The following is a 26,228-nucleotide window of genomic DNA, read 5'->3' on the forward strand; positions in this document are numbered from 1 at the left end:
CGACAACAGGCCGCAGCCCGTATTCAAAGGGCTGCAGGCCATCCCCGCGTTGGTCGGGTAGAACCCCTCTGGGTGTCATGCCAGAATGCCCCGGTTTTTCGACCGGCCCGTCCCGAGGGCCGGCACCTTCCCTGTAAAGGATGGTTTCATGAATGATCTTTTGACCCGGCGTGCGGTTGTCGCCGGCATGGGCGTTCTCGGGCTTGGCCTGCTGGCAGGCTGCAGCCCGGCCCGGGGGCTCGAGTTCAAGTACGGCAAGAACATGAGCAACGAAATCCTCGGGCGCAAGTTCAGCCTCAAAGACCCGCAAGGTAACGTGCGCACCCTGTCGAGCTTCTACGGCAGCATGCCGATGGTCTTCTTCGGCTTCACCCAGTGCCCGGCCGTCTGCCCGACCACGCTGGCGCGTGCGGCGCAGATTCGCAAGCTGCTGAGGGGCCGCGACCGCGACCTGTTCCAGGTGGTGTTCATCACCCTGGACCCGGAGCGCGACACGCCCGAGGTGCTCGATGCCTACCTCAAGGCCTTCGACCCGACGTTCACCGCGCTGACCGGCACCCCCGAGGAAATTGCCGCTGTGGCCAAGGAGTTCAAGGTGTTCTACGAGAAGGTTCCGGCCGGAGACACCTACACCATTTCTCACTCGTCCACCAGCTACGTCTACGATACACGTGGCACCCTGCGCCTGAGCCTGGGCCATTCCTTGAACGCCAAGGAATGCGCCGAAGATCTGGTCACCCTGATGGAGATCTGCTGAATGTCGATGCAACCGATCAAACGCGGTTTGACTGCCCTGGTACTGATGGGGCTGGCGCTGCCGGCCCTGGCCCAGACCACCGTGAGTGATGCCTGGGTGCGTGCCAGCGTGCCGCACCAGCAGTCTACCGGTGCTTTCATGGTCCTGACTGCCAGCAGCGACAGCAAGCTGGTGGGCGTGGCTTCGCCCGTGGCCAAGACCGTGCAGGTGCACGAGATGACCATGAACGGTGACGTGATGGGCATGCGTGAGGTCAAGGCTGTCGAGTTGCCAGCCGGCAAGGCAGTGACCCTGGACCCGAATGGCCTGCATGTCATGCTGATGGGCCTGCACAATCAGGTGAAGGAAGGGGAGAAAGTGCCACTGACCCTGACCATCGAGGATGCCAAGGGCGCCAAGGAAACCCTGGAAGTTCAGGCACAAGTGCGTGCGCTCAACGCCGAAGCGGGTGGTGGGCATGATCACATGCACATGAACCACTGACAGATCAAAGGGCCGCGTTCAGCGGCCCTTTTCTTTTTCAACTGTGCCTTTCAGCTACGAAAGCGCGGCAGCGGTCTGTCGAGGGTCAGCGACGTCAGGGTCTTTCGAACCTGGGCCTCATCGGCCTCCAGTGCCTTCAGGCTAGCGCGGATCTTGCCGGCGGCGGGCACATCGCCCTGCCGGTCGATCCAGTCGGCAATCTCCTTGCAGGCACTGCTCAGACAGGCCTGGCGCTGGGTCATCAGCGACAGAAGGGTGGTGAGCTCTCTTTCGGACATGGCAGGATCCTCCGTTCAGCCTTGTCAGTGTAGCAGAGGGTTGGCCAGGCCCTTGCGACCTTTACAAGGCGCGCTGCGGCAGCTGCCAGTGGCTGCTCCCGCGGCTCAGTCACAACTCGTTACTTATAAACAGCATGTTTAAAGTTGATGCTCGTTCCGTGCGAGGGATTCAAGGCTCGGGATCTGAAAGTGCCTGTTGAAGTGCTCAACTGCACAATCTGGTAGCTGCTGGCGGGTCTGCATGCTCGAGAGGGCGCTGCCGCCCTTTCACGCGCGTAGGGCAGAGTGAACGCAGGCTTGCCGATACGCCCCCGGGGTCACCCCATAGGCTTGCTTGAACTGCCGGCTCAAATGGCTCTGGTCAGCAAAGCCGAGGTCGAACGCCACTTGCGAAGCGGCCAGGCCGTGCTTCAGCATTTCGCGGGCGCGGGCCAGGCGGCGTTGCTTCAGCCAGGCATGGGGTGGCAGTCCGGTGGCCTGGCGGAACACCCGGGCGAAGTGGAACGGCGACAGGTTGACTGCTGCCGCCAGCGTTTCCAGTGAGGGCGGGTCGGCCAGTTGGCTTTCCAGCAGTTCGCGGGCGCGGGCTACGGCCAGGGGTTCGTGGCCAGGGGCCGAAGGCTCGGCGCACTGCCCGTGCCGCTGGACCAGGGCCAGCACCGCCTGGCGCCAGGCCGTCTGCTGCTGCAAGGCGCTGGCGCTGGCTTCGGACAACTGATGCAGCTGGCTGAAGGCGATGGCCAGGGCCGGGTCATGGATCACGCTGTCCTTGAAGCTGGGCATGCCGTGGCGGCCCAGTTCCAGTTCGTCGAGCACACCGGTCACCCGCTCGTGCTCGGGATAGAAGCCGCGATAACGCCAGCCGGCTTCATGGGCCGTAGCGCCGGTATGCAGTTCGTCGGGGTTGATCAGCACCATGCTGCCGACCGGTGCCAGGTGCTCGCTGCCGCGGTGCCAGAAGCGCTGGGCGCCCGACTCGATCACGGTGAATACATAGCCCTCGTGCACATGCGGGGCAAAGCGCTGCTGATAGTAGCGAGCGTGCAGCATCTCGACGTCGCCAAGGGCTGGCGCCTGCCAGAGGTGTGTCTGCTCGGGCAAGGGCATGCTCATGCCAGCCAGCTGCGCAGAAGGAAGAAGATCAACATGCTCACCAGCATGCTCAGCAATACGCTGCGGGTCAACAGCACCAGGGCGATGGCCACAAGGGAGCCCAGCAGGTAGGGGTTGAGCAGGCTCAGGTTGAGCTGGTGGTCAGCCATGAAGATGATCGGGCCGCAGATGGCGGTGAGCATGCCCGGCACGGCAAAGCCGAGAAACTGCCGGGCATTCGAGCTCAGGCGCAAGGGCAGGCGTGGCTCCAGGAACGCGTAGCGGTTGAGGAACACGATGGCACCCATGGCGAAAATCAGGATCCAGGTCATGCGCGGGCTCCGGCAAATTTCTGGCAGATGAACCCGGCGCTCATGCCCAGCAGGCCTGCGACCACCAGGGCGGTTTCCCAGTGCCAGTAGCTGAACAGCACCGAACAGAGCAGCGACACGGCTACGCACACTACGGTGGCCAGGTTGCGCACCAGCGGCGCGATCAGGGCGACGAAAGTGGCGACAATGGAGAAATCAAGGCCGAATTGGTCGAGGTGTGGAATGTTCTGGCCCAGCAGTATGCCGGCCAGGGTGAACAGGTTCCAGGCGATGTAGAAGGTCAGGCCCACCCCCAGGGCATACCAGCGGTTGAATTGCTGCTGGTCGTACTGGCTGGTCAGGGCGAAGAATTCGTCGGTCAGCAGAAAGCCCAGGCCGAGCCGCCAGCGCAAAGGCTGGCTGGACAGCACTGGGCGCATCGACAGGCCATACAGTAGGTGCTGCGAAGTCAGCAGCAGGGTGGTGAGCAGGATAGATGCCAGGTTGGCACCCCCTTTGAGCATGCCAATGGCCACCAACTGCGCGGCACCGGCGAAGACGATGGCTGACAGCCCTTGCCCTTGCCAGGCACTGAGGTTGGCCTCAATGGCCATGGAGCCGGCCAGCAGGCCCCAAGGGGCAACGGCCAGGGACAACGGGATAATGGCAATGGCGCCGTGAAGAAAGGCTTGGCGGGCGATGTGGGGCATGATGGCTGCATTACGGCTACGTGGCAGGCCAGCATGACAGACGGTGCAGGGGATGGCTTGAACGATCTTGCTGACCGACGTGTGTTCGCCCCAACCTCAGTGGCCACCTGACAACAGGGCCGCAAAGCGGCCCCGAATGAGCCTGGGTTATGGGCGGCTGGTCAGCAGCTGGTGCGCCGTTGCGCAGCCATTGATGTCTACGGCTTTCTGCAGCAGGCTCGTGCGGTGCTGTGGGTCGAGGTCGCCAAGCAGGCGGTACACCTCGGCCTGGTAGTCGCGCTGACGCCCCCACAACATTTCCAGGCCTTGTGGCCGGCTGCGGTTGCAGGCCAGGCGTGTGGCCGGTTGCGGGTAGTAGGGGGCGTACACGGTGGCCATGCTGGGGATGGCCTCCAGCGCTGTACGGTACTCGCTGCTGACGTTGTAGGGCCGGCACCAGGTGGCGATGGCTGGCGCCGGCGCGGCAAACCCCTGTTTGAGGCTGGCTTCGAGCAACGGGCAGGCGGCCTCCGGGATTTGCGCGGCGGGCAGGTACGTCATGTAGTACAACGCCAGGCGGTACTGTGCGACCGGGTGGCCAAGCGCTACCGATTTTTTCAGCAGGGCAACCGCTGTCGGCAAGGTGTGAGCCATGGCCTGGCCCTGGCGGCTAAGCTCAGGGTCACGCCCCACTGCTGTGCGCAGCGTGCTGGCAGCGTCGCTCTGGTCATCGGCCTGCTCCAGCAGCGGCAAGGCCTGCCGGTAGAGCAAGTCGGCATGAGGGTCGATGCGTACCTCCAGCGCTTGTGCGGCCAGCGGCATCAGCGCAGCCAATAGCGGGGGCAGGCGCCGCACAAGGCTCACAGGCAAACCCCATGGATGGCCAGGTACGGAAGGACGGCTTCGGTGTTCATGGCGGTCAAGCGTGCGCCTCGGGCAAATCGTAACGACGACGTATTCTAGCCACCCAAGGGGGGTTGCCGAAAGACCACCCGGCAACTGTCAGACGAGCTTGATCGGCGTGACCTTGCGCTGCGCATGTTTTTCCTGGGCCAGCCCAAGCTTGGCGGTGATCACCTTGGCCAAGGCATTGTTGCCCAGATCGTTCAGGTGCAGGCGGTCGATGAACAGGTCGGCGCTGAACACTGGCGAGCTGTCGAGCATGCAGTTCATGTCGTAGCAGGGCACCGGGTCGGCCTGGCTTTTGATGCGGCGGAAAAATGCCGAATGCAACTGTCTGTCGAATGCGCCCTCCAGCAGCCGGTCGAAGTTCGCCGGTTGTTGCTGTAGCGCGGTCAGCATGGCTTGCTCGCCGGCGGGCAGAGTATCCCGGCACCAGGGCAGCAAGGGTTGCAGGATGAAGGTGAGCGTGGCGTGGCTGTCTGCCAGGAGGCGGTCCCATTGGCGCAAGGTACGGCCGATGTTGTCGGCGGCACGGGCCAGTCGTTTTTCCGGGGGCGACAGTGGCCAACTGACCGGAGCTGCGACCACGGGAGGGGCCAGCGCCTGGCCGATGCGCCGCCACAGCGACTGCCGACGGGGTGGTGCGCAGGGCTGCAGGCCTTCGCTGAAACTGTTGAGAAAGGCCTGGTAGGCCTTGGCGTGCTGCGGGTCGTTGGTCCCCGCGAGGACCTCGCGCAGGGCTTCGTGGGCCAGGCTGTTGAGGCCGCTGAGCACCACCACATGGCCGAGCTGGCCAAGGCGGTGCTGGTGGGTCAGGAACATCATCAATTCCTGGCTGGCATTGAGCCCGCAGCCGGCCAGGCTCAGCCACACTTCGCCCGTGAGCATCGACAGGTGCGAGGCCACGGTGTGTTCGTCGGAGCTGGCGCCGATGCCCAGGGCTGTGGAGCCGCCGACCAGCAGGTTGATGCGCGACGCACCACCGTGCTCGGCCGCTGAAAAGCGCTTGCCGGCGCAATGGCTGTAACGCAAGCCAAGGGCATCGGTGTTGATGGTGCCGGAGCGGTAGCCGGTTTCGTGCACATGCAGGGTATAGGGTGCACGGCGACTGCCCAGCAGGAGAAAACGCTGGTAGTCCTGCTGCAGCGGCGAAGGAGACGGGCGCGTGTCAGTCGTGGTCATGGTCTCTCCTTCGCTGATGCCGGGTGCTTAGCAGCAGGTTCAGGCCGCCAGTTCCTTGAGGTTGTACAGCAGGCCGCCGCCGGCGATCAGCAGCAGGGCGACGCCCGAGGCCAGGCTGATGAGGCGGTTGCTGCGCTGCGAAGCGATCTTGCCGATGGCGAAGATGTACAGGCTGAGCACGGCGAAATCGATGGCCACCCACAGTAGCGACAGCACCACCATGCTCTTGCCGAACGATTCGGTGATCTGGATGAACTGCGGGAAGAAAGCGATGAAGAAAATGATGTCTTTCGGGTTGGAAATGCCCACCATGAAGCCTTGCATCAGCCCGCCGCGCCCAGCCTTGGGGGCCTCGCTCGTCGCGTCTGACGCGGGTGCCTGCAGGGCGTCCCTCAGCGTGCCGATGGCAATGTAGCCGATGAACAGGCAGCCCAGCAGGCTCATGGTGCTGAGCCATGCCTTGTCGATGGCGGCGCTGGTGAGGATGATCCAGGCTGCCGCGCCGATCAGCACCAGTGATGCCCAGTTGGTGCCGACGGCGGTGAACATGGCCTTGCGCGAGCCGGAGGCGGCCGCAGTGTTGACGATCAGTGCCACCACCGGGCCGGGAGTGGCGATCAGTAGCAGCACGGTGAGGGCGTAGGTGGCGGTGAGTGCGGTATTCACGGTCAGTTCTCGATCAGTATGTCGGGTGTCGCCTGGTGTGCGGCATGGGCGTGGAACGGGCAGCGTGACGGGTTGAGCGAGCCTGTCTCCTGCAGTTGATACTGCTTCCACTCGTAGTTGTCGGTATCGCCGAAAAAGCCAAGGGTGTCGGGCACAACGCCGTCGTTGTAGTGATGCACGCGCTCGCGAATGCGCTCGCGGATGCGCTTGCCACTCTCGGTGTTGGCGTTGGCCACTTCGTCGAAGTTCTCCCGCGGGTTGATGACGAAGGTGATGTGCTGGCCCAGATTGCGGCTTTTCATCTGCTGATGGCCGGGGAAGTTCATGTTGATGAACAGCGGCATGCCGGCATAGCAGAACGACCAGCCGGTATCGTCGGGATCGGTCGGGATGCCTTGAGGCCAAGGGTGCGGGTCGCGCGCATGCACGCCGCGCAGTACCTTCCAGGCCAAGGCCTGCTGCTCGGCCAGGCTGCTGCCGGCTGCGGTTTCGAGAAACACCACCAAAGGGCTGCCGATGCGCTGCTTGGGGGCGATCGGTGCGACGGTGCGCACATAATTGGCCAGGCCCTGTGCGATATCATCAGCCAGTTGCTCGGCGCGGGCGAAGAGAATATGGCAGGTTTCGCCGTTTACCGCCTTGCGGCCGAACAGGCAGGGGAATTCGGGGTTGGCGAGAATACTGCGAAAGTGTTCTATGGTTTTGAACGTCCAATGTTGCATGTTGTAACCATGTTCAGTGGCGAGCTCCAGCGCATCCAGGCGATAGCAATTTCCATATCCCGTAAACATGATTTCCCCAGGCGTTGATTTAAGTGAACGTTCCAGTCACATGCAGGCAGGATCTTGGTTATGTTTGTTATTTACCTGCATTTTCCGAGACGCTCTTGACGTTGTAAAACGCGTGGAGTTATGACCTACTATTAGTCTTACTCATGCTCGGGACACCGCCATGTCGGAACGGATTCAGGCCTTGCACGCGTTGCGTGCCTTCGAGGTGGCCTCTCGCTATGGCTCATTCACCCGTGCGGCTGAAGAGCTGGCCCTGACTCAGGGCGCCGTCAGCCACCACATCAAGACCCTCGAAGCCCTGTTCGGCTGCGACCTGTTCGAGCGTCGGGGCCCCAAGCTGAGCCTGACCGAACACGGCCGTCTGCTGGCTCAAGAGCTGAAGGTCGGCTTCAAGATCATCGAAAATGCCTGCGCACTGCTGCGTCAGGATCGCTACGGCCTGCGCCTGAAGGCGCCTTCCACGCTTACGGTGCGCTGGCTGCTGCGGGCGCTGGATGCGTTCAAGAAGGTCGAGGACAACTGCAGTGTGCAACTGTCCAGCGTGTGGATGGATATCGACAGTGTGGACTTCTATTCCGAGCCCTACGATTGCGCCATTCTCCTGGCCAGCGGGCGTTTTCCCGCCGATATCGAGAGCTTCAAGCTCTTCGATGAATGGCTGATCCCGGTATGTCATCCGGATTACATGTCACAGGTGCAACCGCAACTGTCCGACCTGCCCCGATGCGAGTTCCTGCACCCGTCACCCGACCGGCGTGACTGGCGGCGTTGGCTGGCGCGAATGGATGCGCTGGACATCAGCATCGACCAGGGGCAGGTGTTCGATACCCTCGACCAGGGCATATCGGCCGCCCAGCAAGGCTTGGGTATTTCAGTGGTCGATCTGGTACTGGCCAGCACCGACCTGGCCGCCGGGCGCCTGGTCACGCCTTTCAAGCATGCCGTGGCCACCGGCGACGGTTACTACATGACCTGGCTCAAGGCCAGCCCAAAAGCGCGGCAGATGCACAAGCTGCGTGACTTCCTGCTCGGCCAGGTACCGCCGCTGGCCTACAAGGACATCAACTACCTGTACGGTTGAACACCCGATCGAGCATGAAATCGATGAATACCCGCAACTTTGGCGGCATCTGCCGCCCGGACGGCCACAGCAGGTAGAAGCTGCCGCGCCGTTCCATGAAGTCGTCGAGGACACTGACCAGTGAGCCATTGCCCAGTTCACGACCCACGTTGAAGTCCGGCAGACAGGTAATGCCGCGGTGGTTCAAGGCAAAGCAGACGCGTGTTTCGACGTGGTTGCAGACCATCGAGATGGGGATGTCATAGGTTTGCTCGGGGTGCTCCTGGCGCAGCGGCCAGGTTTCCAGCTTGCCGTTGCTGGGGAAGCGATAATGCAGGCAGGTATGCGCCGCCAGGTCGCGTGGGTGCAAGGGTGTGCCACGTTCGCGCAGGTACTCGGGCGAGGCTACCAGACGGTGCTGAAAGTGCCCCAGGAATTTGGCGCTGAGCCGAGAGTCCGCCGGCTGCCCGCCGCGCATCACCACATCGAAGCCTTCGCCGACGATATCTACCATGCGGTCGGAGAAGTCCAGGTCCAGTTCAACCTGTGGGTACAGGGCCATGAACTCGGCAAGTGCCGGCATTACCAGTCTGGTCACCTGCGGCATGCTCACCCGCAGGCGCCCGCGTGGGGTTTCGCTGGCCTGCGACAGCTCCTGCTCGGTGGCTTCGATTTCGGCAAGGATGCGCCGGCTGCGTTCGAGGAACATCGTGCCCTCGGCGGTGAGGGTGATGCTGCGCGTGCTGCGGTGGAACAGGCGCACGCCCAGGCGGCTTTCCAGGCGCGCCACGCGCTTGCCCACTGCCGAGGCACTGATCCCCAGTGACTGGCTGGCGGCAACGAAGCTGCGTGTTTCGGCCACCCGGTTGAAGACCACGAAACCGCTGAGGCTGTCCATGTCCCACTCCTGATTGCGGACGCTGATGTCCTGGGTGAGCGGCATTGTAACCGTCTTTTTCCGCAATGGCCTGGTCTTGCAGACTGTCCGCCTCGTTTCCCACTCAAGGCGTTTGCAATGTCCCAGACATCTTCCCCACCGTTGCTGGCCGCCAGCAACGAACGTCTGCCCGTTGGCGGGCTGCTGGCGCTGGCCATGACCGGTTTCATCGCCATTCTCAGCGAAACCCTGCCTGCGGGTCTGCTCGACCAGATCGCCGATGGTATGCACATCAGCCAGGCCATGGCTGGGCAATGGGTCACGGCGTATGCCTTGGGCTCGTTACTGACCGCCATCCCGTTGGTTACGTTGACCCAAGGCTGGTATCGGCGCCGGGCGCTGTTGCTGGCGATCATCGGCTTCGTGCTGTTCAACGGGCTGACGGCCTTGTCGAACTCCAACACGCTGACCCTGGTGCTGCGCTTTTTCACGGGGGCTGCGGCCGGCCTGGCATGGGGCCTGATCGCTGGCCATGCCCGGCGCATGGTGCCGGTACCGTTGCAGGGCCGGGCCATGGCGCTGGCCATGCTCGGGCAGCCGATTGCCTTGTCGCTCGGCTTGCCGATTGCGACCTGGCTGGGGGCGGGGCTGGGCTGGCGCGCGACGTTCGTGGTCGTCACGCTGGCGGCGTCGCTGCTGGTGGTGTGGGTGTTGCGATCCGTGCCGGACTACCCGGGGCAGGCTGCCGGCAAGCGCCCGGCGGCCATGCAGGTATTGCGCACGCCGGGGGTGTTGATCGTATTGCTGGTGATCCTCACCTGGATCCTTGGCCATAACATTCTCTACACCTATATCGTGCCGTTGCTGGCGGCAGCCGGCATGGCTGCGGACATTGGCCCTGTGCTGATGGTGTTCGGTCTGTCGGCGCTGGCCGGGATCGGCCTGGTCGGGCTGCTGGTCGACCGGCACCTGCGCAAGCTGGTGTTGCTGAGCCTGGGCGGTTTTGCCTTGGCCACGCTGGCATTGGGGCAGGCATCGTCGTGGCTTGTGTACTTGAGCATCGCCTTGTGGGGAATGACCTATGGCGGCGCCCCGACCCTGCTGCAGACAGCGTGCGCCGACGCCGCAGGCCCGGGTGGTGACGTAGCGCAGTCGATGCTGGTGACGGTGTGGAACTGCGCCATTGCCCTGGGCGGGATCATTGGCGGCTTGCTGCTGGCTGGGGCTGGCGTGGAGTGGTTTGGCGGGGTGGTGCTGGTGTTGATCGCCTTGGCCTGGCTGCTGGCCGTGGCCGGGCGGGGGAGCGGTTTTGTGGCGGGGAGGCGCTAAAACACTCATGCCAGGCACGACACAGGTAGAATAACGCCATCTACAGACAATCCAGAGGTCGACGCAGTGGAGTTGCAGCAGGGTTTTGTCCTGACCCGGCACTGGCACGATACGCCGGAAGGCACCTGTGTAGAGTTCTGGCTGGCCACCGATGCCGGGCCGCGGCTGTTGCGGCTGGCGGCGCAGGAGTCGGTGGCCTTCATTCCTCAGGCGCAGGCCGAGCATGCCCGTGTGCTGCTGGCCAACGAAACCGGGACCCAGCTCAAGCCACTGCGTCTGAAGGACTTCGAGCATCGCCCGATGCTCGGCCTCTATACCCGCCAGCATCGCCAATTGATGCAACTGGAGCAGCGTCTGCGTACGGCCGGTATCGACGTGTTCGAGGCCGATATCCGGCCGCCGGAGCGTTACCTCATGGAGCGCTTCATCACGGCGCCGGTGCAGTTCACTGGCCAGCCGGATGCGCAGGGCGTTTACCGGGAAGCCCAGCTCAGGCCGCTGCCAGGCTATCGCCCGGCGCTGCGCCTGGTGTCGCTGGATATCGAGACCAGCGAGCGTGGTGAGCTGTACAGCATCGCGCTGGAGGGCTGTGGCCAGCGCCAGGTGTACATGCTCGGCCCGGCCAACGGCGATGCCAGCGGGCTTGACTTCGACCTGGAGTATTGCGCCGATCGCGCCGCCTTGATCACCCGGCTCAACCAGTGGATGGCCAGGCATGACCCGGACGCGATCATTGGCTGGAACCTGGTGCAGTTCGACCTGCGCCTGCTGCATGAGCACGCCAAGTCGTTGCAGGTGCCACTGGCCCTGGGGCGCAACGGTGCGGTCATGACCCTGCGCAGCCATTCCGGTGGCGGCCATGTCTTCGCCGATGCGCCGGGGCGGCTGCTGATCGATGGCATCGAGGCGCTGCGTTCGGCTACCTGGAGTTTTCCCTCGTTCAGCCTGGAGAACGTTGCCCAGACCCTGCTGGGTGAAGGCAAGTCCATCGACACGCCGTACCAACGCATGGACGAAATCAATCGCCGCTTCGCCGAAGACAAACCGGCCCTGGCGCGCTACAACCTGAAGGACTGCGAACTGGTCACGCGCATTTTCGCCCATACCCGGCTGCTCGACTTCCTGCTCGAACGTGCGTCGGTGACGGGGTTGGCCGTGGACCGCAGCGGGGGGTCGGTAGCCGCGTTCTGTCACTTGTACATTCCACAGATGCACCGCCTTGGCTTCGTCGCGCCCAGTCTTGGCAGCCGCCCAGACGAAGCCAGCCCCGGCGGCTTCGTCATGGATTCGCGGCCAGGGCTTTACGACTCGGTGCTGGTGCTGGACTACAAGAGCCTGTACCCGTCGATCATTCGTACCTTTCTGATCGACCCGGTAGGGCTGATCGAAGGCCTGCGTCAGCCTGACGACGCACATTCGGTCGAGGGCTTTCGCGGTGGGCGTTTTTCACGCACACAGCACTGCCTGCCAGCCATCGTAGAACGGGTGTGGCAGGGCAGGGAAGCGGCCAAGCGCGAGGGCAATGCGCCGCTGTCACAGGCCTTGAAGATCATCATGAATGCCTTCTACGGAGTGCTTGGCTCCAGCGGTTGCCGTTTCTTCGACCCGCGCCTGGCGTCGTCGATCACCATGCGCGGCCACCAGATCATGCGCCAGACCAGGTCCCTGATCGAGGCGTGCGGCTACGATGTGATCTACGGGGACACCGACTCCACCTTCGTCTGGCTCAAGGGCGCCCATGCCGAGGCAGACGCGGCGCGCATAGGCCGCGAGCTGGTGGCAAAGGTCAACCAATGGTGGCAAGCCCATCTGCACGAGACCATGAACCTGCAGAGCGCCCTCGAGTTGCAGTTCGAGGTGCATTACCGGCGCTTTCTGATGCCCACCATCCGCGGTACCGACGAAGGCAGCAAGAAGCGCTATGCCGGCCTGGTGCAGCGGCCCGACGGTGCTGAAGAAATGGTTTACAAGGGCCTGGAATCGGTGCGCACCGACTGGTCACCGCTGGCCCGGCAGTTCCAGCAGGAACTCTACGGCCGTGTGTTCCGCAGCGAGCCCTACCGTGATTACGTGCGCGAGTATGTGCGGCGCACGTTGGCGGGCGAGCAGGACGAACTGCTGGTTTATCGCAAGCGCCTGCGTCGCCCGCTGGCCGATTACCAGCGCAACGTGCCACCGCATGTGCGTGCCGCACGCCTTGCCGACGACTACAACAAGCGTCTGCAGCGCCCTCTGCAGTATCAGCGAGGGGGCTGGATCAGCTATGTGATCACCACCGCCGGGCCTGAACCGCTGGAAAACCTGCAGGCACCGATCGACTACGATCACTACATCAGCCGTCAGCTTTTGCCGGTGGCCGACGCCATCCTGCCCTTTGTCGGCGATGATTTCACGCGCCTTACCGACCATCAGTTACTGCTGTTCTGAACGGGTGGTAGATAGCTAGGCGTCAGCATGACGCAACAGTCTTCAGACTCGGTCCTCCATGTCGTCGCGGAGGCAGAGATGCAGAACAATAGCAGTCAACCATCGGCTGTGGTCGATACCCTTGCCATGGCACAAGCATGCCAGGATCACTACATCGCACAGCGGCTGCCGGCCTGGATGAAGCGGCTGAGCATGGCCGAATTCACCCTGCTGAGCGAGGCGCTGGCTGAACTGCTGGCCTGCCGCGCAGGCTTGTCGTCAGCGCTGGCACGGCTACGCAACCTGAATGCATTTACCCAGCCCTTGCTGCAGCAGGCGCTCGGTGCCCACGGCGACCTTGACGTCGATCGCCTGTACTTTCGCCAGTGGTACACCTTTCCCTCACACACGATCCATTATGTAACCAGTCGGCTTCCGGTTGTCGGTAGCGACTACTACGACATTCCTCTGCTCGAAGCCGCTTTGAGCAATTTCACCGCGGAACAGCAGCGCGACCAGCCACAGGGCAATTGTCTGGTGAGCGTGCGCGGCGCAGAGCGTCGTGAACTGTCTGCAACGGGCTTCGCCAGGCTGTGTCGAGCGCTGGATCTTGGGCAGAAATACCAGGCGCATCTGGATTCGGTACTCCAGCCCCAAGTCAGGGGATTGCTGACACGCCGGCAACGCTACAGCATGCTGGTGGATGCCCTGCAAGCCAGGGCGCAGGGCGTATTGAGCGCAGACGAACTGCAGTGGGTGGTGGCGCTGTGCACCAAGGACACGCTCGGCAAGCTCGAAGGCGCATCGGTTCGCGTGCGACAGTTGGCGTTGTTCGGCTGCCGCTTGCAGGAGATCGTCGTGCTGGACGTGATCGACGCGGGCGTGTTGTTCAACACCAGCAAGCGCGTGCTGGTCTATGTGCCGGGTGACCCGCGCGGCCCCTGGAGCGTGCGCAGCGACCTGGAAGATTACGCCCGCCGGGTGCTTGGCAAACGCCTGCGCGAAGATGACTACCGGCGTTTCTTCAACCGCTTCGTGCGCCGGCGCGATAGCCAGCGATTCTTCTCGGCTGTCAGTGAGCGCCTCGATGACGTGCCCGGCTGGGCAACCCGGGACCTTGATGAGCAGACCTTTGCCTATCGCCTGCCACTGTTCGAACACCTTGCTGACGACTGGATTGCGCGGATCAAGGACGATGCTGCGGTCATCGCCCCGCCCGTGGCCTTGCTTGATCGCGAGGTCCAGGCCGAACACGCCCGCCGTTTGCGTGCTGAAGGCTGGACCCTGTTGGGTGTTGCAGGGTTCTTCGTTCCGGGCATCGGCGCGGTGTTGCTGGGGGTGATGGCCTGGGAACTGCTTGAGCAGACGTTCCAGGCTGTAGGGGACTGGCAGGACAACGAACGCAATGCGGCACTGGCGCACCTGCTGAATGTAGGCAAGGGGCTGCTGGCTGTCGGGGCAACCGTTGCCGTCGTTGCCACGGCCCGGCGCGCCTGGAGCGTGGTGGACAAGCTGGTACCCGCGCAGCTGGAAAACGGTGAGGAGAAACTGTGGAACGCAGACCTCAGCCCCTATCGCTGCGAAAGCCCGCCAGACACGGCGGAGCCGGACATGGAGGGTATGCACCGCCTGGGCGAGCGCCGCTGGATCAGCATGGACGGGCACTGGTATGAGATGACCTGGCACGACCACGATGAACAGTGGCAATTGCTCCCTTATCAGGGCTATGCGCCGTCGCTGCGTCACAATGGGGCCGGTGCCTGGCGGCTGTGGTGCGAGCAGCCCGCCGAGTGGGGCGACACACGCCAGTTGTTCCGCCGCCTGGGCGGGCCATTCAGCGACCTTGACGATGCGCAGATCGACCGGTCGCTGGTGATCCATGGCCTCGATGATCAGCACCTGCGAGCTTGGCATGTGTATGGCCGACCGCCTGAGGCAGCGTTGGTCGATACCGTCACGCGCGTGCGGCTCGCTGGCAGGATTGGTACGTTGGTCAACCAGCTGCGCGAGGGCGGTGTAACTGCAGACCCGCAACTGCTGGAGCGGGTCATGCGCCTTCCACAAGCCGCCGGCAAGGACGGAGCAGCGTTAGCCGATGTGGCTTGGATCGGGCGACGAGAACTTCTACAGGCGGTGTACGAAGAGCAGAATCCCGACACGGAAACGGGCCGTCTCTTACGGCAGAATTTTGCCAGCCTGCACCGCTTGGCCGCGGATGAGGTGCTGCGCGATGCCAGCGAGGATGACCTGCAGCTTTTACGTGAGACGGGGCGTGTGCCGTTGCTGATGGCCGAGGCAGCAAGGTTGCAGGTTGCGCGAATCCGAATGGCGCGTGTGTATGAGGCGCTGTGCATCGATACGCCGCAAAACCTCGACCTGGCGCGTGTGGTCCTGAATCTGCTGGTGCATGTGCCGGGGGCTGGCGGGCCGGGGTGGCGATTGTACGACGGTGATGCCAGCGAGCCGTTACTGACGGTCGAGGGATCGACGCAGACGTTTGACTTGCTTCATCGTCATGGGTTGTTCCGCCTGCGTGCCCGAACGCACACGGTTGTCGGTGAGAGGGGCGAGTTGTTCGAGACCTTGGCCGCAGCCTATGACGACGCATCGCAAGCGGCCATCGGCCAAGGCCAGCCCTTTGTGCCTGCGCTGCGCCAGGCGCTGACCAACCTGGCTTTCGACCAACGCCAGACCGTGGTGAACCTGCTCAGGCTGGAACAGCCGAGCGGCTCGTTTCTCGCGCCGCAACGTCTGGCTGATGGCCGGATTGGTTACCCCATGGCGGGCGGCAGGCTCTGGGGGGCGTCAGGGCGAAACAGGCCAAGGGCGCTTCAGGCCCGGTTGCGAGACCTGTACCCGGCCTTTACCGACGAACAGATCGGGCGCTGGTTGGCCTCAGGTGACGCGCAGGCCAGGTTATCTATGCTGGAGCAGCAATATGGGGTGCTCAAGAGACACTTGACCCAGTGGGCACGCAGTGCCTTGCTGTCACCAGAACTGGCCGCCCGGCGTGAGTTCAGAAAGGGGCTGATCAACTGCTGGCGCTGTCTTGTGCCGGAATTGCAAGGGCAAGCAGCACTGGAGGACGGGCGCTTCATGCTGACCCAGACCATCAGCCGCTTGCGCCAGCTGCCGGTCCTGCCCGCGCAAGTGGGCTTTCCCCACGTCTCGATCCTGGCCTTGCGCGCCATGCGCGTGGAGCACGTTCCGGACGAGTTTCTGCGGGCGTTTCCCAACTTGCGCAACCTGGAAATCACCAACTGCCGACTCACGCGTTTGCCATTGCCTCTGATGCTTGTCCAGAGGCTGGAGGTACTCGACTTGTCTGGTAACCAGATCACGCTCGACCAAGGCCAGGCGTTGGTCTTGGCAGATTGCCGGTCCCTGGTGTACCTGAACCTTTCGGACAACCCGTTGCGCAGGGCATTTTCCGTCCAGGCAATGATCGAGCTGAATGCCCTCTACCTGTCGAACACTCAGTTACCCGAGTGCCCCTACGGGCTGATGGACGCGCCAGAACTGCACACCCTGAACCTCAGCGACAACCGTATTTCTGAACTGCCCGAGGGTTTTCATCAGTCGCAGTTGTGGCGTTCGGGCAGGGTCGAGCTTTCCGGCAATCCGCTGGGGGCAGCATATGACGGGGTTTCAACCTGGCATTTGCTTGAGGCCAGTCGCGTGCCTTACCGGTTGCGCATTCTGGATGCGTTGCCTGGCGAACGTCGAGATGAAATGGCGGCACTGTGGGCCCATCTGGAGGCCGAGGAGCAATCGGAAGAGTTTTTCAATACCCTGTCGATGCTGACAGAATCCGGCGCCTTCAGTTTCTCATCGACGGCATCCGCGTTGGCGGCCCGTGTGTTCGACATGCTCCAGGCGATGTCTGAGCATGATGCCCTCAGGCAAGAGCTGTTCGAGCACGCAGCGGCGACCGGTTGCCAGGATAACGCCACCGCGCGTTTCGCCGACCTGGAACTGCGAGTGATGATATGGCGCACGAGGCACAGCGGATCTGCCCGGCCTGAACGGGCCTTGCTGAAGCTCGGTGCCCGGATGTGGCGGTTGGCGGTGCTTGAGCAAATTGCCGCTGAACATGCTTATCGGGTGGGGGCGGGTGCTGAATCGATCGAATTCGCCTTGGCCTATCGAATCGGCTTGCGCAAGTCTCTGGACTTGCCTGCCCAACCCGGTGAAATGCTTTATGCAGGGATCCCTGCCTTGAGTAATCAGGACCTTCTCCTGGCCCGTGAAAGGATCCTGGCGCGACAGACTCGGGAGGGCATTGCTGATTACCTGTCACGCCAGTGGTTCTGGCAGGATTACTTGCGCAAGGCCTCCGCGGTTCGCTTGCAAGTGCCCCAATCCATGCACGCTGAGCTGGAACGGCTGATGGCGCTGGGGAATCGGGACGAGGAAATCGCGCGGCTGCAGATCCGCAATCAGCAACGCGAGCATGCGGTGTTGCTGCAGTTGACGCTGGAGGCGCTGGAACGGAATACGGTGCAGCGTCCGCTCAGCTAGCGGGTTGGCGGTTGTCTGATTGCAGGCATTAGCTATATAGCGCCTGGCGGGGAGCAGGCAACCTAGTCTGGCCTCTTTTCATGAAGAGGCCCCCGCTATGGACACCACTTTGCCGTCAGATGCGCAGGCCGCCATCGATGCCTTCCAGGACGGCATCATCGGCAGGCGCCTGCCACCCTGGTTGCGTCATGCACCTGCTGAGCAACTGCCTGAGATCGGCAGGGCATTGTCAAACAGCCTTCGCTGCTGTGAGCAAGTGAACACGGTGCTGCGAGGTATCGAGGGCATCGACCGTTTCGTCGCATCAGCCCTGGGGAAGGCCCTCGACGAGCGTTACGGGCTTGGCCGTAACCCTTACTCGCTCAGGTTTCTGGAGGGCCGCCGGGAAGCTGTGATCAACAGTCAGCCGGTGGGCGCGCACCTGACGGCCGTGGTCTATGAAGAAAAGCCGCTGCTCGAAGTGGCATTGCGCAACTTCACGGCCGCCCAGGCGCAGGAAGGTGGCCAGCCGCGTGGTAACCGCCTGCTGCTTCCACGCCACGGCACGGTCAAACCCCCTACAAGCATCGAGTTTGCCGGACTGTGCCGTGAGCTGGACCTGGGTGAGTGCTATCAACGTCATCTGGATGCCATCCTCACGCCCGCTGGCAGTGCCGAGCGCCTGGTATCGCAGCTTGTAGATGCCACGCGCTATACCATGCTTGTGGACGCCTACAAAGCCAGGCAGGAGGGAACGCTGGATGCCAGCGAACTCAATGTGATGGTGGCTGTGTGCGAGAAGGGGGAGCTGCCGCGCTTGGCGGGCGACCTTGTGCTGGCCAGGCAACTTAAATTGCTGGGTTGCCAGATCGAGCAGGTGACCGTGTTCGTTGTCATTGAGCAGGGCGTCCTGTTCAACACGACGCGTCGGGTGTTGCTTTACGTGCCTGGGGACCCTTTTTCGCCTTGGCGCGCGTTCGAGAGCATCGACAAACTGAACCGCGAACTGGGCCGTTGCTTGCGAGACAAGGCCTATCAGCGTTTTTTCAGCCGCTTCGTGCTGCGGCGTGACAGCCAGGCTTTTTTCGCCCAGGTCGCGGAGCGCTTCGATGACCTGCCGAGCTGGGCCTTTCGCGATCTCGAACCGCGCTTGCAGGCTTACCCGCAGCCGTTGTTCATCAGCCTGGCACGGGCACGTATCCACCAGATCAAGGACGATGCGGCGATGATCGCGGTCCCTGTGGCCAGGCTGGATCGTGAGGTTCAGCGCCAGCATGACCTGCGCCTTGCAGCCGAAGGGTGGGCGCTGCTCAACCTGGCCAGCTTCTTTGTGCCTGGGGTTGGCCTGGCGCTGCTGGCCGTGACGGCCTTTGAACTGCTGGGTGAGGTCTACCATGGCGTCGAGGCCTGGCAGGAAGGCGATCGCCAGGAGGCGCTCGACCATTTGACCCATGTGGCGACAGACCTTGCCCTGCTGGCGACCACGGTAGCCGGGGTGGGTGTGGCTCGACGGGTTTGGGCACGCTCTGCGAAGGTCGATGCCATGGTGCCGGCTCGGCTGGAGGACGGCACTGAGAAACTCTGGCAACAAGACGTGACCCCGTTTCAAAGCCAGGCACCCGTTGCCGCCTCAAGCCCGGACGCCTTGGGTATTCGGCGTCAGGACGGGCTTGCCTGGATCGAAATGGACGGGCATCACTATCGCGTGACAGAGGCGGGTGATGATCAATGGCAGTTGTATCCGGTCGACGGTCATGGACCGTTGCTGCGCCACAATGGCGCAGGTGCCTGGCGGTTGTGGAGCGAGCAACCGGCTCGGTGGACCGACAAATACCGCATGTTCCGGCGTTTGGGCGAACCCTTCAATGGGCTGAATGACGAACAGATCGATCAGGTTCTGCTGTTCCACGGCCTTGATGGCGACGACCTGCGTGGCCTGCATGTACACGCCCAGGCACCGAGCCCCGGGATGATCGACAGCGTGGCGCGGGTCAGGCTTGATCAACGCATCCGCAGCATGATTGGCCGTTTGCGCAGTGGCGAGCCGGTAGAAGATACAACAGTGCTCGATCACGCTCGGCGTCTGCCAGGCGCGAGTGGCCTGACAGATCGGGCATTGGCAGCGTTGGCATGGACGCAGCGCCGAACACTGCTGCAGCACCTTTTCGAAGCCTTGCAGCCCAGCGACACCCCTGGCAGCGCAGTGCTGCGCCGGGTCTTCCCGGGGCTGAGCGCGCGCACTGCGCAAGCACTGGTACAGGCCGCCAGCAGCATTGATCGCACGCGGCTGCTGTCCAGCGGCAGGGTTGCACTGGGGCTCGCCGAAGCGGCAAGGGGCAGTTTGCTGGCTACCCGTCAGGCTCGGGTATTTGAAGCGTTGTACCTTGATACCCCGCAGCAAGCAGACCTGGCACGGGTGGCCTTGGGCTTGCTGCGGTATCTACCCGGAGGCGAACAAGGTGTGCGCTGGCGCCTGTACGAAGGCTGCCTGGGCGGGCCGATACTGGCGAAGACCGAGCAAGGGCCGCGGGCGTTCGATCTGGTGCACGTTAACGGCAGGTTTCAACTGCATGGCAGCCAGGGCACGGTGCTGGGTGAGGCAGGTGAGTTGTTCGACGTCATGGCGCCAGCCTATACCGAAGGGCAACGGCAGGCGATGGGGATCGGCGATCCATTCGCGCACAACCTCAGGGTGATGCTGGCGCGCGAAGCGGTACGCCATCGTGATGAGATCAGCCGTTTGCTTGGCGCGGTACGCCCAGGTGCTGTGCGAGGGCCCATGCGCTTGGCCGATGGACGTATTGGCTACCCGTTGGGTGGTGGCGGAGTAAGTGGTTTTGCATCAAGGGGCAGTGCCCTGAGGGCAACGCTGCGTGATCTCTTTCCGTGGTTGAGTGATGAGCAGGTCGAGACCTTCGCCGATGACGCCAGGCGTTCAGGGCATCAGATTGAACACGTACTGGCTGACCTTCGCAATGAGTTCGCAGTCCTTCGCGCCACACTGAATACCTGGGTGGCACGAGGGCAGGGCGATGTCAGGGAAGACCGAGAGGCTTTACGCCAGACGTTGTTCAATTGCTGGCGGCGGTCGGTGGGCGTGGGGGAACTGCAGATCAATGCACAGGAAAACCTCCACGTCATGTTCTGCAATTTCAGATCGAGCGGCTTGCCCAACATACCCGCACAGGTCAGCTTCAGAGGTGTGACCAGCCTGTCGCTGCTGCACCTTGACCTTCTGGAGGTGCCCAGCAGCCTGCTGCTGGCCTTCCCTAACCTGCAAACCCTCGATCTGGGTGGGAACCTGTTGACGCGCCTTCCTCAGCCGTTGCTGCAGATAGCGCAGCTGCGGCATCTGAGCCTGACCAACAACCGGATCGTCCTGAACATTGCACAAACCGCCACGCTGGCCAGTTGCACGCGCCTGCAGTTTCTCGACCTGTCCCACAACCCTCTGGGGAGCAGGTTCACGCTGGCGGGTTTGGCTGAATTGCGTTGGCTGAACTTGCGCGACACACAGATCTCGCAGTTTCCACTGGGCGTGTTCGACAACGCTCAGTTGGTATCCGTTGACTTGCGGGATAACCGGATCAGGCACATTCCAGAGGGTTTCTACCAGTTGCCCGTGTGGCAGCGGCGGCGGTTCCGCTTGAATGCGAACCCCTTGGGCGAGGCCCAGACGTTACGCTTGCAGGCTTCGTTGAGTAGCGTCGATCCGGCCCTCGACGAGGAGCAAGTGCTTCTGCGGCTGCAGCACGCGCGTGAAGTATGGGGGGATGCCGTGGCTCCGGAGCATCGCGGCTTGATGCTTGCTGCCTGGGACTCGCTGGATTCAGGGCAGGACGCCGAGCGTTTCTTCCGGGTGCTTCGCCAGTTGTTGTTGTCCGAAGACTTTCGTGTCAACGCGCGTGCACTGGGCAATCGGGTCATGGCGGTATTGCAAGCGATGGCCATTACGCCAGCGTTGCGGCAGAACTTGCTGTCAGTGGCCAATGATGAGTGGGGGTGCCAGGACGGTGCAACCTGGTGCTTGAGCAACCTTGAACTGAATTTGCTGGTTTGGCAGGTTGAGCACGCGGCTCAGGGAGAAAGCGAACAAGCCTTGCTAGACCTGGGCAGACGTTTATGGCGCCAGGATGCAGTCGACATGTTCGCTACCCGATGGGCGCTACAGCATGGCAGGACGCTGGAAGGAAGCGAGGTGGGGTTGGCTTTCAGGGTCGGGCTGAGGGAGCGTCTCGACTTGCCGCTGCAGGTGGGAGAAATGAGCTTCCTGGCGATCTCAGGCGTCCTGGATGCGGACCTGGCAGAAGCAGAGGCTGCGGTGCGGGATGCAGAAACCCCGGAAGAGGTTGCCCGCTCCATGGTTGACCGTGAATTCTGGCAGGCGCACCTGGAGCGTTCTCATCCTGAGCGATTCGCTGCGGTCGACCTGCCGTTCAGAAGGCAGCTTGAAACGGTGCTTGACGATGAAGCGCTGAGCGAAGGGGCCAGGATCGACCAGGCGGATGCCATTCGCGATGCGCAGCGCGCTGCACGCAGAGGGCTGATGCTGGATATGACGGTTCAAGCGATGGAAGTGGGACCCAAGGGGCCATCGATCGATGTGCGTTGACGTGTGCTCAGGGCAAGGGGGGGCTGGCCCTGCCAAAGCGGCTTTGGGCTATGCTCAATCAAGCTGACAGCGGTTTGTACCAGCGCCGTAGTCCTGGCTTCAGGTGGCTCGGAAATCGACAGTTACTTTTGCACACCCCGTTCTGGAATGAAGTGGTTTAGGCTCCCTGTCGGATTTTTCTCCGTGATCTGTAGTCATTGGTATATCGAGACAATAAGGAGATACGCATGCTTGTCCGGTCACTGACCCTCGCAACCTTGCTTGCTGTTGCCGGCCCCCTGTTTGCCGCAGACAGTGATGCGCCTCTAGCCAAGGAACTGGGCAAGACCAGACCATTGGTGGTTATCGCTCCCAGCAGTGCCGACCCGACGTTGCGAGGGCTGAACAAGGCGCTCGAGGACCCGGCCACTCAGGCTGCGTTCAAGGAGCGCAACCTTGTCCTGTACAGCGTCGCCAACATGATGGGCAAGCGAGAGGACAAGAACCTCGAGCAGCAGACCACAATGGCCCTGATTCGGGAACTGAAGCTGGGTGCGAGCAAGGGTACCAAGGTGATTCTGGTGGGCAAGGACGGTGAGCGGCACATGCTCAAGGACGACGACAGCGGCGAGGTCATCGACCCGCAGGTGATCTTCAAGGCGGTCGATGAACTGCCTGCCAGTGAAAAGGCACTGGCGGCGCCCGAGCCCGTAGCGGCGACCCCGCAAGGCAAGGCCAAGGACAGCAAGCCGGCCAAGCCCGCAGCCCCGCCCAAACCGCTGGAAGACTGATCACACCTCATGGCCCCAAGGCACCTTGGGGCCAGTTGCCGGGTGTCGTGTATCGCACTGTATCTGCCTGTGCAGCAGACCTACTGCCATACAAAAGCACGCCTGACACGATACATCCCCGACAAACCGCAACGGCCTAATGGCTCCACTATCCAACCCCAGTGGAGCTGCATCATGACTCAAGCAAAAAACACCCTCGGCCTGCTCGGCGCCGCCCTGATCGGCAGCATGGCATTGAGCAGCAGTGCGTTCGCCGTCGAGCCGCTGGCCCAAGGTTACCAGCTGGCTTCGGCCAAAGTGGCCGGCGAGGGCAAGTGCGGTGAAGGCAAGTGCGGCGGCAGCGGCAAGGCTTCCCAAAGCGAAGGCAAGTGCGGTGAGGGTAAATGCGGCGCCGGCGCCAAGGCCGGGGCTGAGGGCAAGTGTGGTGAAGGCAAGTGTGGCGACGCCTCGTTCGCCAAAACCGACAGCAATCACGATGGCAAGGTCTCGCGCGATGAGTTTCTGTCGGTGGCCAAGGACCGTGCCCGTGATTTCGACACGATCGACCGCAACCATGACGGTTTCATCTCCGAGCAGGAAGCGGCGGATCACCTCAAGGCGATTTATCAGGCCAATGGCAAGGCCATGCCTGATGGCTTGTTCAGCCACCTGACCGGCAAGCCCTGACTTTCTACCCCATGAAACGCCACAACGCTCCTCCTGCTGGCCAGGTGGGGCGTTGTGCCTGTTGGAGAGCTTTTATGTTTCCTGCAATGTTGAACATCGGGCTAGGCCTGCGTCGCGGCCTGTTGCCGGAACTGCTGGCCATGGAGGCGGGTGCAGTGGACTTTCTCGAGTGTGCGCCGGAAAACTGGATTGCCGTGGGCGGCGCCTACGGCAAGGGCATGGCCCAGCTGGCGGAGCGCTTTCCTGTCACCTGTCATGGGTTGTCTTTATCGCTGGGTGGCAGCGCGCCGCTGGACCGCCATTTTCTCGAGCAGACCCGGCAGTTTCTTGACCGGTATCAGGTGCGACTGTACAGCGAGCACCTGAGCTACTGCAGTGATGACGGGCACCTGTACGACCTGATGCCCATCCCGTTCACCGATGAAGCCGTACGCCATGTGGCTGCGCGCATACGCCAGGCTCAGGAGCAGCTGGAGCGGCGCATTGCCGTGGAGAACATCAGCTACTATGCCGCGCCGTATCAGGCGATGAGCGAACTCGACTTCATCCGGGCGGTGCTTGATGAAGCCGATTGTGACCTGCTGCTGGACGTCAACAACGTCTATGTCAACGCCTGCAACCATGGTTACGACGCCCGGCAATTCCTTGCAGGCCTGCCCCAGGCGCGCGTGGCCGGGATGCACGTTGCCGGGCATTACGATGAAGCGCCGGACCTCAAAGTGGATACCCACGGGGCCGCCGTGAAGGAAGATGTCTGGACGCTGTACGCCACCGCTTGTGCGCGCTTCGGCGTACGGCCGACGGTGCTGGAGCGTGATTTCAACTACCCACCCTTGGCCGAACTGTTGGCCGAGACGGCGCGTATGCGTGCTGTGCAATGCGCTGCCGGAGGGCAAGCAGATGAATGAGACCTTGCGTGCGCAGCAGTATGCCTTGGCCCGTCACCTGCGCGACCCGCAGCGCCATGCCCCGCCGCCCGGCGTCGAGGCCCGCCGCCTGAGGGTTTACCGCGAATTGTTCTATGGCGCCATCGAAGGCTTGCTGGCTGGCAGCTTCCCGGTCATGCGCCAGGCGTTGGGCGAGCAGCGCTGGCATGCGCGAGTAGGTGATTTCTACGCCAGTTACCGTTGCCAGACGCCATTGTTTACCGAAATTGCCGAAACCTTCGTCGACTACTTGCAAGGTGTGGCGCTGGACACCCCTTGGCAGTTGGAGCTGGCGCATTATGAGTGGGTCGAGGCGCAGCTGTACCTGAGCGACGCCGAGGACCCGGCGCATGACCCTGATGGTGACCTGCTGGATGGGCAGCCGTTGTTGTCTTGTGTGGCGCGCGTGTTGGCCTATCGTTGGCCGGTGGACAGCATTGGCGTGGACTACCAGCCAACGGCTACCCCGGCGTCGCCAACCTTGCTGCTGGTTTATCGCGATGCCCGGTTGCAGGTGCGCTTTGCCCGGTTGGCCCCTATGGCGTACCGGTTGCTGGTGGAGCAGGGGACTGGAAGAGAGCGGCTGCAGGCATTGGGCGGGGATGTGCAGCAAGGGTTGGCATTGTTGCAGGCATTGCGCGAGCAGGGTGTCATTGTCGGAACCGTTTGAAGGCATTGGGGGCTGCGCAGCAGCCCCCGGTCCTCATCTGCCGAACCGCGTGCCAAGCCAATGATCGAGGCTAAGGCGCCCGGCGCCCTTGAGTAGCAGTGGCAGCAACGCTATCAGGTAGATCAGCGGCAACTTGTAATTGCCGAAGCCCTGGTCGGTAATGGCATAGCCTTGGGCCAGCTCCGCCAGGCCCGACCAGTGCGCCGGCCAGTGCACTGCCGCTATCGCTACAACGGTCACCACCATCAAACCCAATGATGCCAGCCGGGTACCCAAGCCCAGCAACAGCAGCAACGGCAGTACCAACTCGGCCCACATCGACAGCTGCCAGTTCAGCTCTGCGGGCAGCAGGTTGAAGGGGAACGGGAAGCTGGACTGCAGGTCGGCGAACCAGTTGCTGCCGTTGAATTTCTCCAGGCCGGATTCGAAAAACTCCCAGGCCAGAAATACCCGTAATGGCAAGTCGGCGCTCCAGCTGCCGATGCGATCAACGGTGGTCAGGGTACGGGTCAAGGTCGTCATGTGCGGTGCTCTCTTCAGGCAAGGGCGCGGGTGCTGCGGCGTTGTTTACGGGCCACTTTGGCGGTGAGCTTGACGGCGATGGCGCTGAACATCAGGGCGAACGCCAGCGGGTACCAGCCCCCCATGGGGATGCGTTTGTAGAACGACAGGCAGAACACTCCAGCCAGTGCCCACATGCCGCTGCTGTGCAGCGCTTGCCAGGCACGACCGCCCAACAGCCGCATGGGGGCCTTGAACGAGGTGGCGGTGAGCAGCAGCAAGAACAGGTAGCCGACCGTACCGGGCAGGCTGGACGTGAGCGTGCGGCCTGCCCAGAACAGTTCGGGGAATTGCTGGGCGTAGCGATAAATCAGCACGCCATGCACGGTGTGGGAGAACGCGAATGCCAACCCCAGGTAGCGTCGCTCCTGAAGGATGCGGCGGCTTGAGGTGCCAGGCAGCAAGGTCACCAGCGACGAGGCCAGGAACGCCAGCAAGAACAGTGCGAACGAGCTGCGTGCGGTGGCACGAATGGCACTGCGCAAGCCGTCCGGGTCAGGTTGGCTGGCCAGGACCACGGCGCTCATCGCCAGGGTCAGGCCGGCAAGGGTGGCGAACAGCTTCCAGCCGGAGGGCAAGGTGAAGGCTTTCATGAGGGTCTCCCGGGGTGTGGTTGTGTGACCGGGAGTGTCTCGAGGCGGGGTATCTGCAGTGTGTCAGGGGGATGCAGTTGTGTATCTGTTTGTAGAGGCGACCTCG

Annotated in this window: 22 protein-coding genes; 11 read left to right on the top strand and 11 right to left on the bottom strand. The window is 62.8% G+C overall.

Annotated features, from left to right (window positions below; all coding sequences use genetic code 11):
* Positions 1-148: 148 nt before the first annotated feature.
* Both J3A98_RS07045 and J3A98_RS07050 read left to right on the top strand, forming a co-directional pair.
* On the top strand, positions 149-757 hold the full coding sequence (locus J3A98_RS07045) for an SCO family protein (RefSeq protein WP_209964941.1): 609 nt from the start codon (positions 149-151) through the stop codon (positions 755-757).
* A complete protein-coding gene (locus tag J3A98_RS07050; protein WP_209964943.1) occupies positions 758-1,240 on the top strand; it encodes a copper chaperone PCu(A)C in 483 nt (160 codons plus the stop codon). It begins immediately after the preceding gene.
* 50 nt (positions 1,241-1,290) lie between these two features.
* On the opposite strand, the gene J3A98_RS07055 is transcribed toward J3A98_RS07050, so the two are convergent.
* The 8 genes from J3A98_RS07055 to J3A98_RS07090 all read right to left on the bottom strand — a co-directional run bounded on the left by J3A98_RS07055 (position 1,291) and on the right by J3A98_RS07090 (position 7,152).
* Positions 1,291-1,518 carry a hypothetical protein gene (locus tag J3A98_RS07055; RefSeq protein WP_016393610.1) on the bottom strand — a complete coding sequence of 76 codons (228 nt, stop codon included), beginning with the start codon at positions 1,516-1,518 and terminating at the stop codon, positions 1,291-1,293.
* Positions 1,519-1,785: 267 nt separating this feature from the next.
* Positions 1,786-2,631: an AraC family transcriptional regulator gene (locus J3A98_RS07060; protein ID WP_176683898.1), complete on the bottom strand. Its 846-nt coding sequence runs from the start codon at positions 2,629-2,631 to the stop codon at positions 1,786-1,788.
* Positions 2,628-2,942 carry an AzlD domain-containing protein gene (locus J3A98_RS07065; protein ID WP_020193370.1) on the bottom strand — a complete coding sequence of 105 codons (315 nt, stop codon included), beginning with the start codon at positions 2,940-2,942 and terminating at the stop codon, positions 2,628-2,630. Before J3A98_RS07065 ends, J3A98_RS07060 begins: the two co-directional genes overlap by 4 nt.
* A complete protein-coding gene (locus tag J3A98_RS07070; RefSeq protein ID WP_209964945.1) occupies positions 2,939-3,631 on the bottom strand; it encodes an AzlC family ABC transporter permease in 693 nt (230 codons plus the stop codon). Before J3A98_RS07070 ends, J3A98_RS07065 begins: the two co-directional genes overlap by 4 nt.
* 147 nt (positions 3,632-3,778) lie before the next feature.
* Positions 3,779-4,474, bottom strand: a complete 696-nt coding sequence (locus J3A98_RS07075) for a sel1 repeat family protein (protein ID WP_176683896.1) — start codon at positions 4,472-4,474, stop codon at positions 3,779-3,781.
* A 138-nt stretch (positions 4,475-4,612) separates the two neighbouring features.
* Entirely contained in the window at positions 4,613-5,695 is a 1,083-nt protein-coding gene (locus J3A98_RS07080) for a hypothetical protein (protein WP_176683895.1), read from the bottom strand.
* Positions 5,696-5,734: 39 nt separating this feature from the next.
* Positions 5,735-6,361, bottom strand: coding sequence for a LysE family translocator (locus J3A98_RS07085; RefSeq protein WP_209964947.1), 627 nt, complete (start codon positions 6,359-6,361; stop codon positions 5,735-5,737).
* Positions 6,362-6,363: 2 nt separating this feature from the next.
* On the bottom strand, positions 6,364-7,152 hold the full coding sequence (locus J3A98_RS07090) for a YqcI/YcgG family protein (protein WP_176683893.1): 789 nt from the start codon (positions 7,150-7,152) through the stop codon (positions 6,364-6,366).
* 160 nt (positions 7,153-7,312) lie between these two features.
* Here J3A98_RS07090 and J3A98_RS07095 point away from each other — a divergent pair, with 160 nt between their 5' ends.
* Positions 7,313-8,233: a LysR substrate-binding domain-containing protein gene (locus tag J3A98_RS07095; protein ID WP_176683892.1), complete on the top strand. Its 921-nt coding sequence runs from the start codon at positions 7,313-7,315 to the stop codon at positions 8,231-8,233.
* Here the strand turns inward: J3A98_RS07095 and J3A98_RS07100 are convergent.
* Positions 8,214-9,110 carry a LysR family transcriptional regulator gene (locus J3A98_RS07100; protein ID WP_176683987.1) on the bottom strand — a complete coding sequence of 299 codons (897 nt, stop codon included), beginning with the start codon at positions 9,108-9,110 and terminating at the stop codon, positions 8,214-8,216. The genes J3A98_RS07095 and J3A98_RS07100 overlap by 20 nt on opposite strands.
* Positions 9,111-9,227: 117 nt before the next feature.
* On the opposite strand from J3A98_RS07100, the gene J3A98_RS07105 reads away from it, so the two are divergent.
* The 8 genes from J3A98_RS07105 to J3A98_RS07140 all read left to right on the top strand — a co-directional run bounded on the left by J3A98_RS07105 (position 9,228) and on the right by J3A98_RS07140 (position 24,968).
* Positions 9,228-10,418 carry an MFS transporter gene (locus tag J3A98_RS07105; protein WP_209964949.1) on the top strand — a complete coding sequence of 397 codons (1,191 nt, stop codon included), beginning with the start codon at positions 9,228-9,230 and terminating at the stop codon, positions 10,416-10,418.
* A gap of 66 nt (positions 10,419-10,484) precedes the next feature.
* A complete protein-coding gene (locus J3A98_RS07110) occupies positions 10,485-12,845 on the top strand; it encodes a DNA polymerase II (protein WP_209964950.1) in 2,361 nt (786 codons plus the stop codon).
* 78 nt (positions 12,846-12,923) lie between these two features.
* Complete coding sequence (locus J3A98_RS07115; protein WP_209964952.1) at positions 12,924-17,345, top strand: NEL-type E3 ubiquitin ligase domain-containing protein; 4,422 nt, start codon at positions 12,924-12,926, stop codon at positions 17,343-17,345.
* A gap of 97 nt (positions 17,346-17,442) precedes the next feature.
* On the top strand, positions 17,443-21,936 hold the full coding sequence (locus J3A98_RS07120) for an NEL-type E3 ubiquitin ligase domain-containing protein (RefSeq protein ID WP_209964955.1): 4,494 nt from the start codon (positions 17,443-17,445) through the stop codon (positions 21,934-21,936).
* Positions 21,937-22,163: 227 nt separating this feature from the next.
* Positions 22,164-22,706, top strand: coding sequence for a DUF4174 domain-containing protein (locus J3A98_RS07125; RefSeq protein ID WP_176683887.1), 543 nt, complete (start codon positions 22,164-22,166; stop codon positions 22,704-22,706).
* 174 nt (positions 22,707-22,880) lie between these two features.
* Complete coding sequence (locus tag J3A98_RS07130) at positions 22,881-23,372, top strand: EF-hand domain-containing protein (protein WP_176683886.1); 492 nt, start codon at positions 22,881-22,883, stop codon at positions 23,370-23,372.
* A gap of 74 nt (positions 23,373-23,446) precedes the next feature.
* Positions 23,447-24,280 carry a DUF692 domain-containing protein gene (locus tag J3A98_RS07135; RefSeq protein WP_209964957.1) on the top strand — a complete coding sequence of 278 codons (834 nt, stop codon included), beginning with the start codon at positions 23,447-23,449 and terminating at the stop codon, positions 24,278-24,280.
* Complete coding sequence (locus tag J3A98_RS07140; protein ID WP_176683884.1) at positions 24,273-24,968, top strand: putative DNA-binding domain-containing protein; 696 nt, start codon at positions 24,273-24,275, stop codon at positions 24,966-24,968. The genes J3A98_RS07135 and J3A98_RS07140 overlap by 8 nt, the downstream gene beginning before the upstream one ends.
* A gap of 33 nt (positions 24,969-25,001) precedes the next feature.
* On the opposite strand, the gene J3A98_RS07145 is transcribed toward J3A98_RS07140, so the two are convergent.
* Together J3A98_RS07145 and J3A98_RS07150 are read right to left on the bottom strand one after the other, a co-directional pair.
* Complete coding sequence (locus J3A98_RS07145) at positions 25,002-25,490, bottom strand: DoxX family protein (protein ID WP_021782826.1); 489 nt, start codon at positions 25,488-25,490, stop codon at positions 25,002-25,004.
* A gap of 14 nt (positions 25,491-25,504) precedes the next feature.
* Positions 25,505-26,122 carry a ferric reductase-like transmembrane domain-containing protein gene (locus tag J3A98_RS07150; protein ID WP_209964959.1) on the bottom strand — a complete coding sequence of 206 codons (618 nt, stop codon included), beginning with the start codon at positions 26,120-26,122 and terminating at the stop codon, positions 25,505-25,507.
* Positions 26,123-26,228 lie beyond the last annotated feature (106 nt).

Origin of the sequence: Pseudomonas sp. BP6 (genome assembly GCF_017875935.1) — a bacterium.
Lineage (GTDB): Bacteria > Pseudomonadota > Gammaproteobacteria > Pseudomonadales > Pseudomonadaceae > Aquipseudomonas > Aquipseudomonas putida_Y.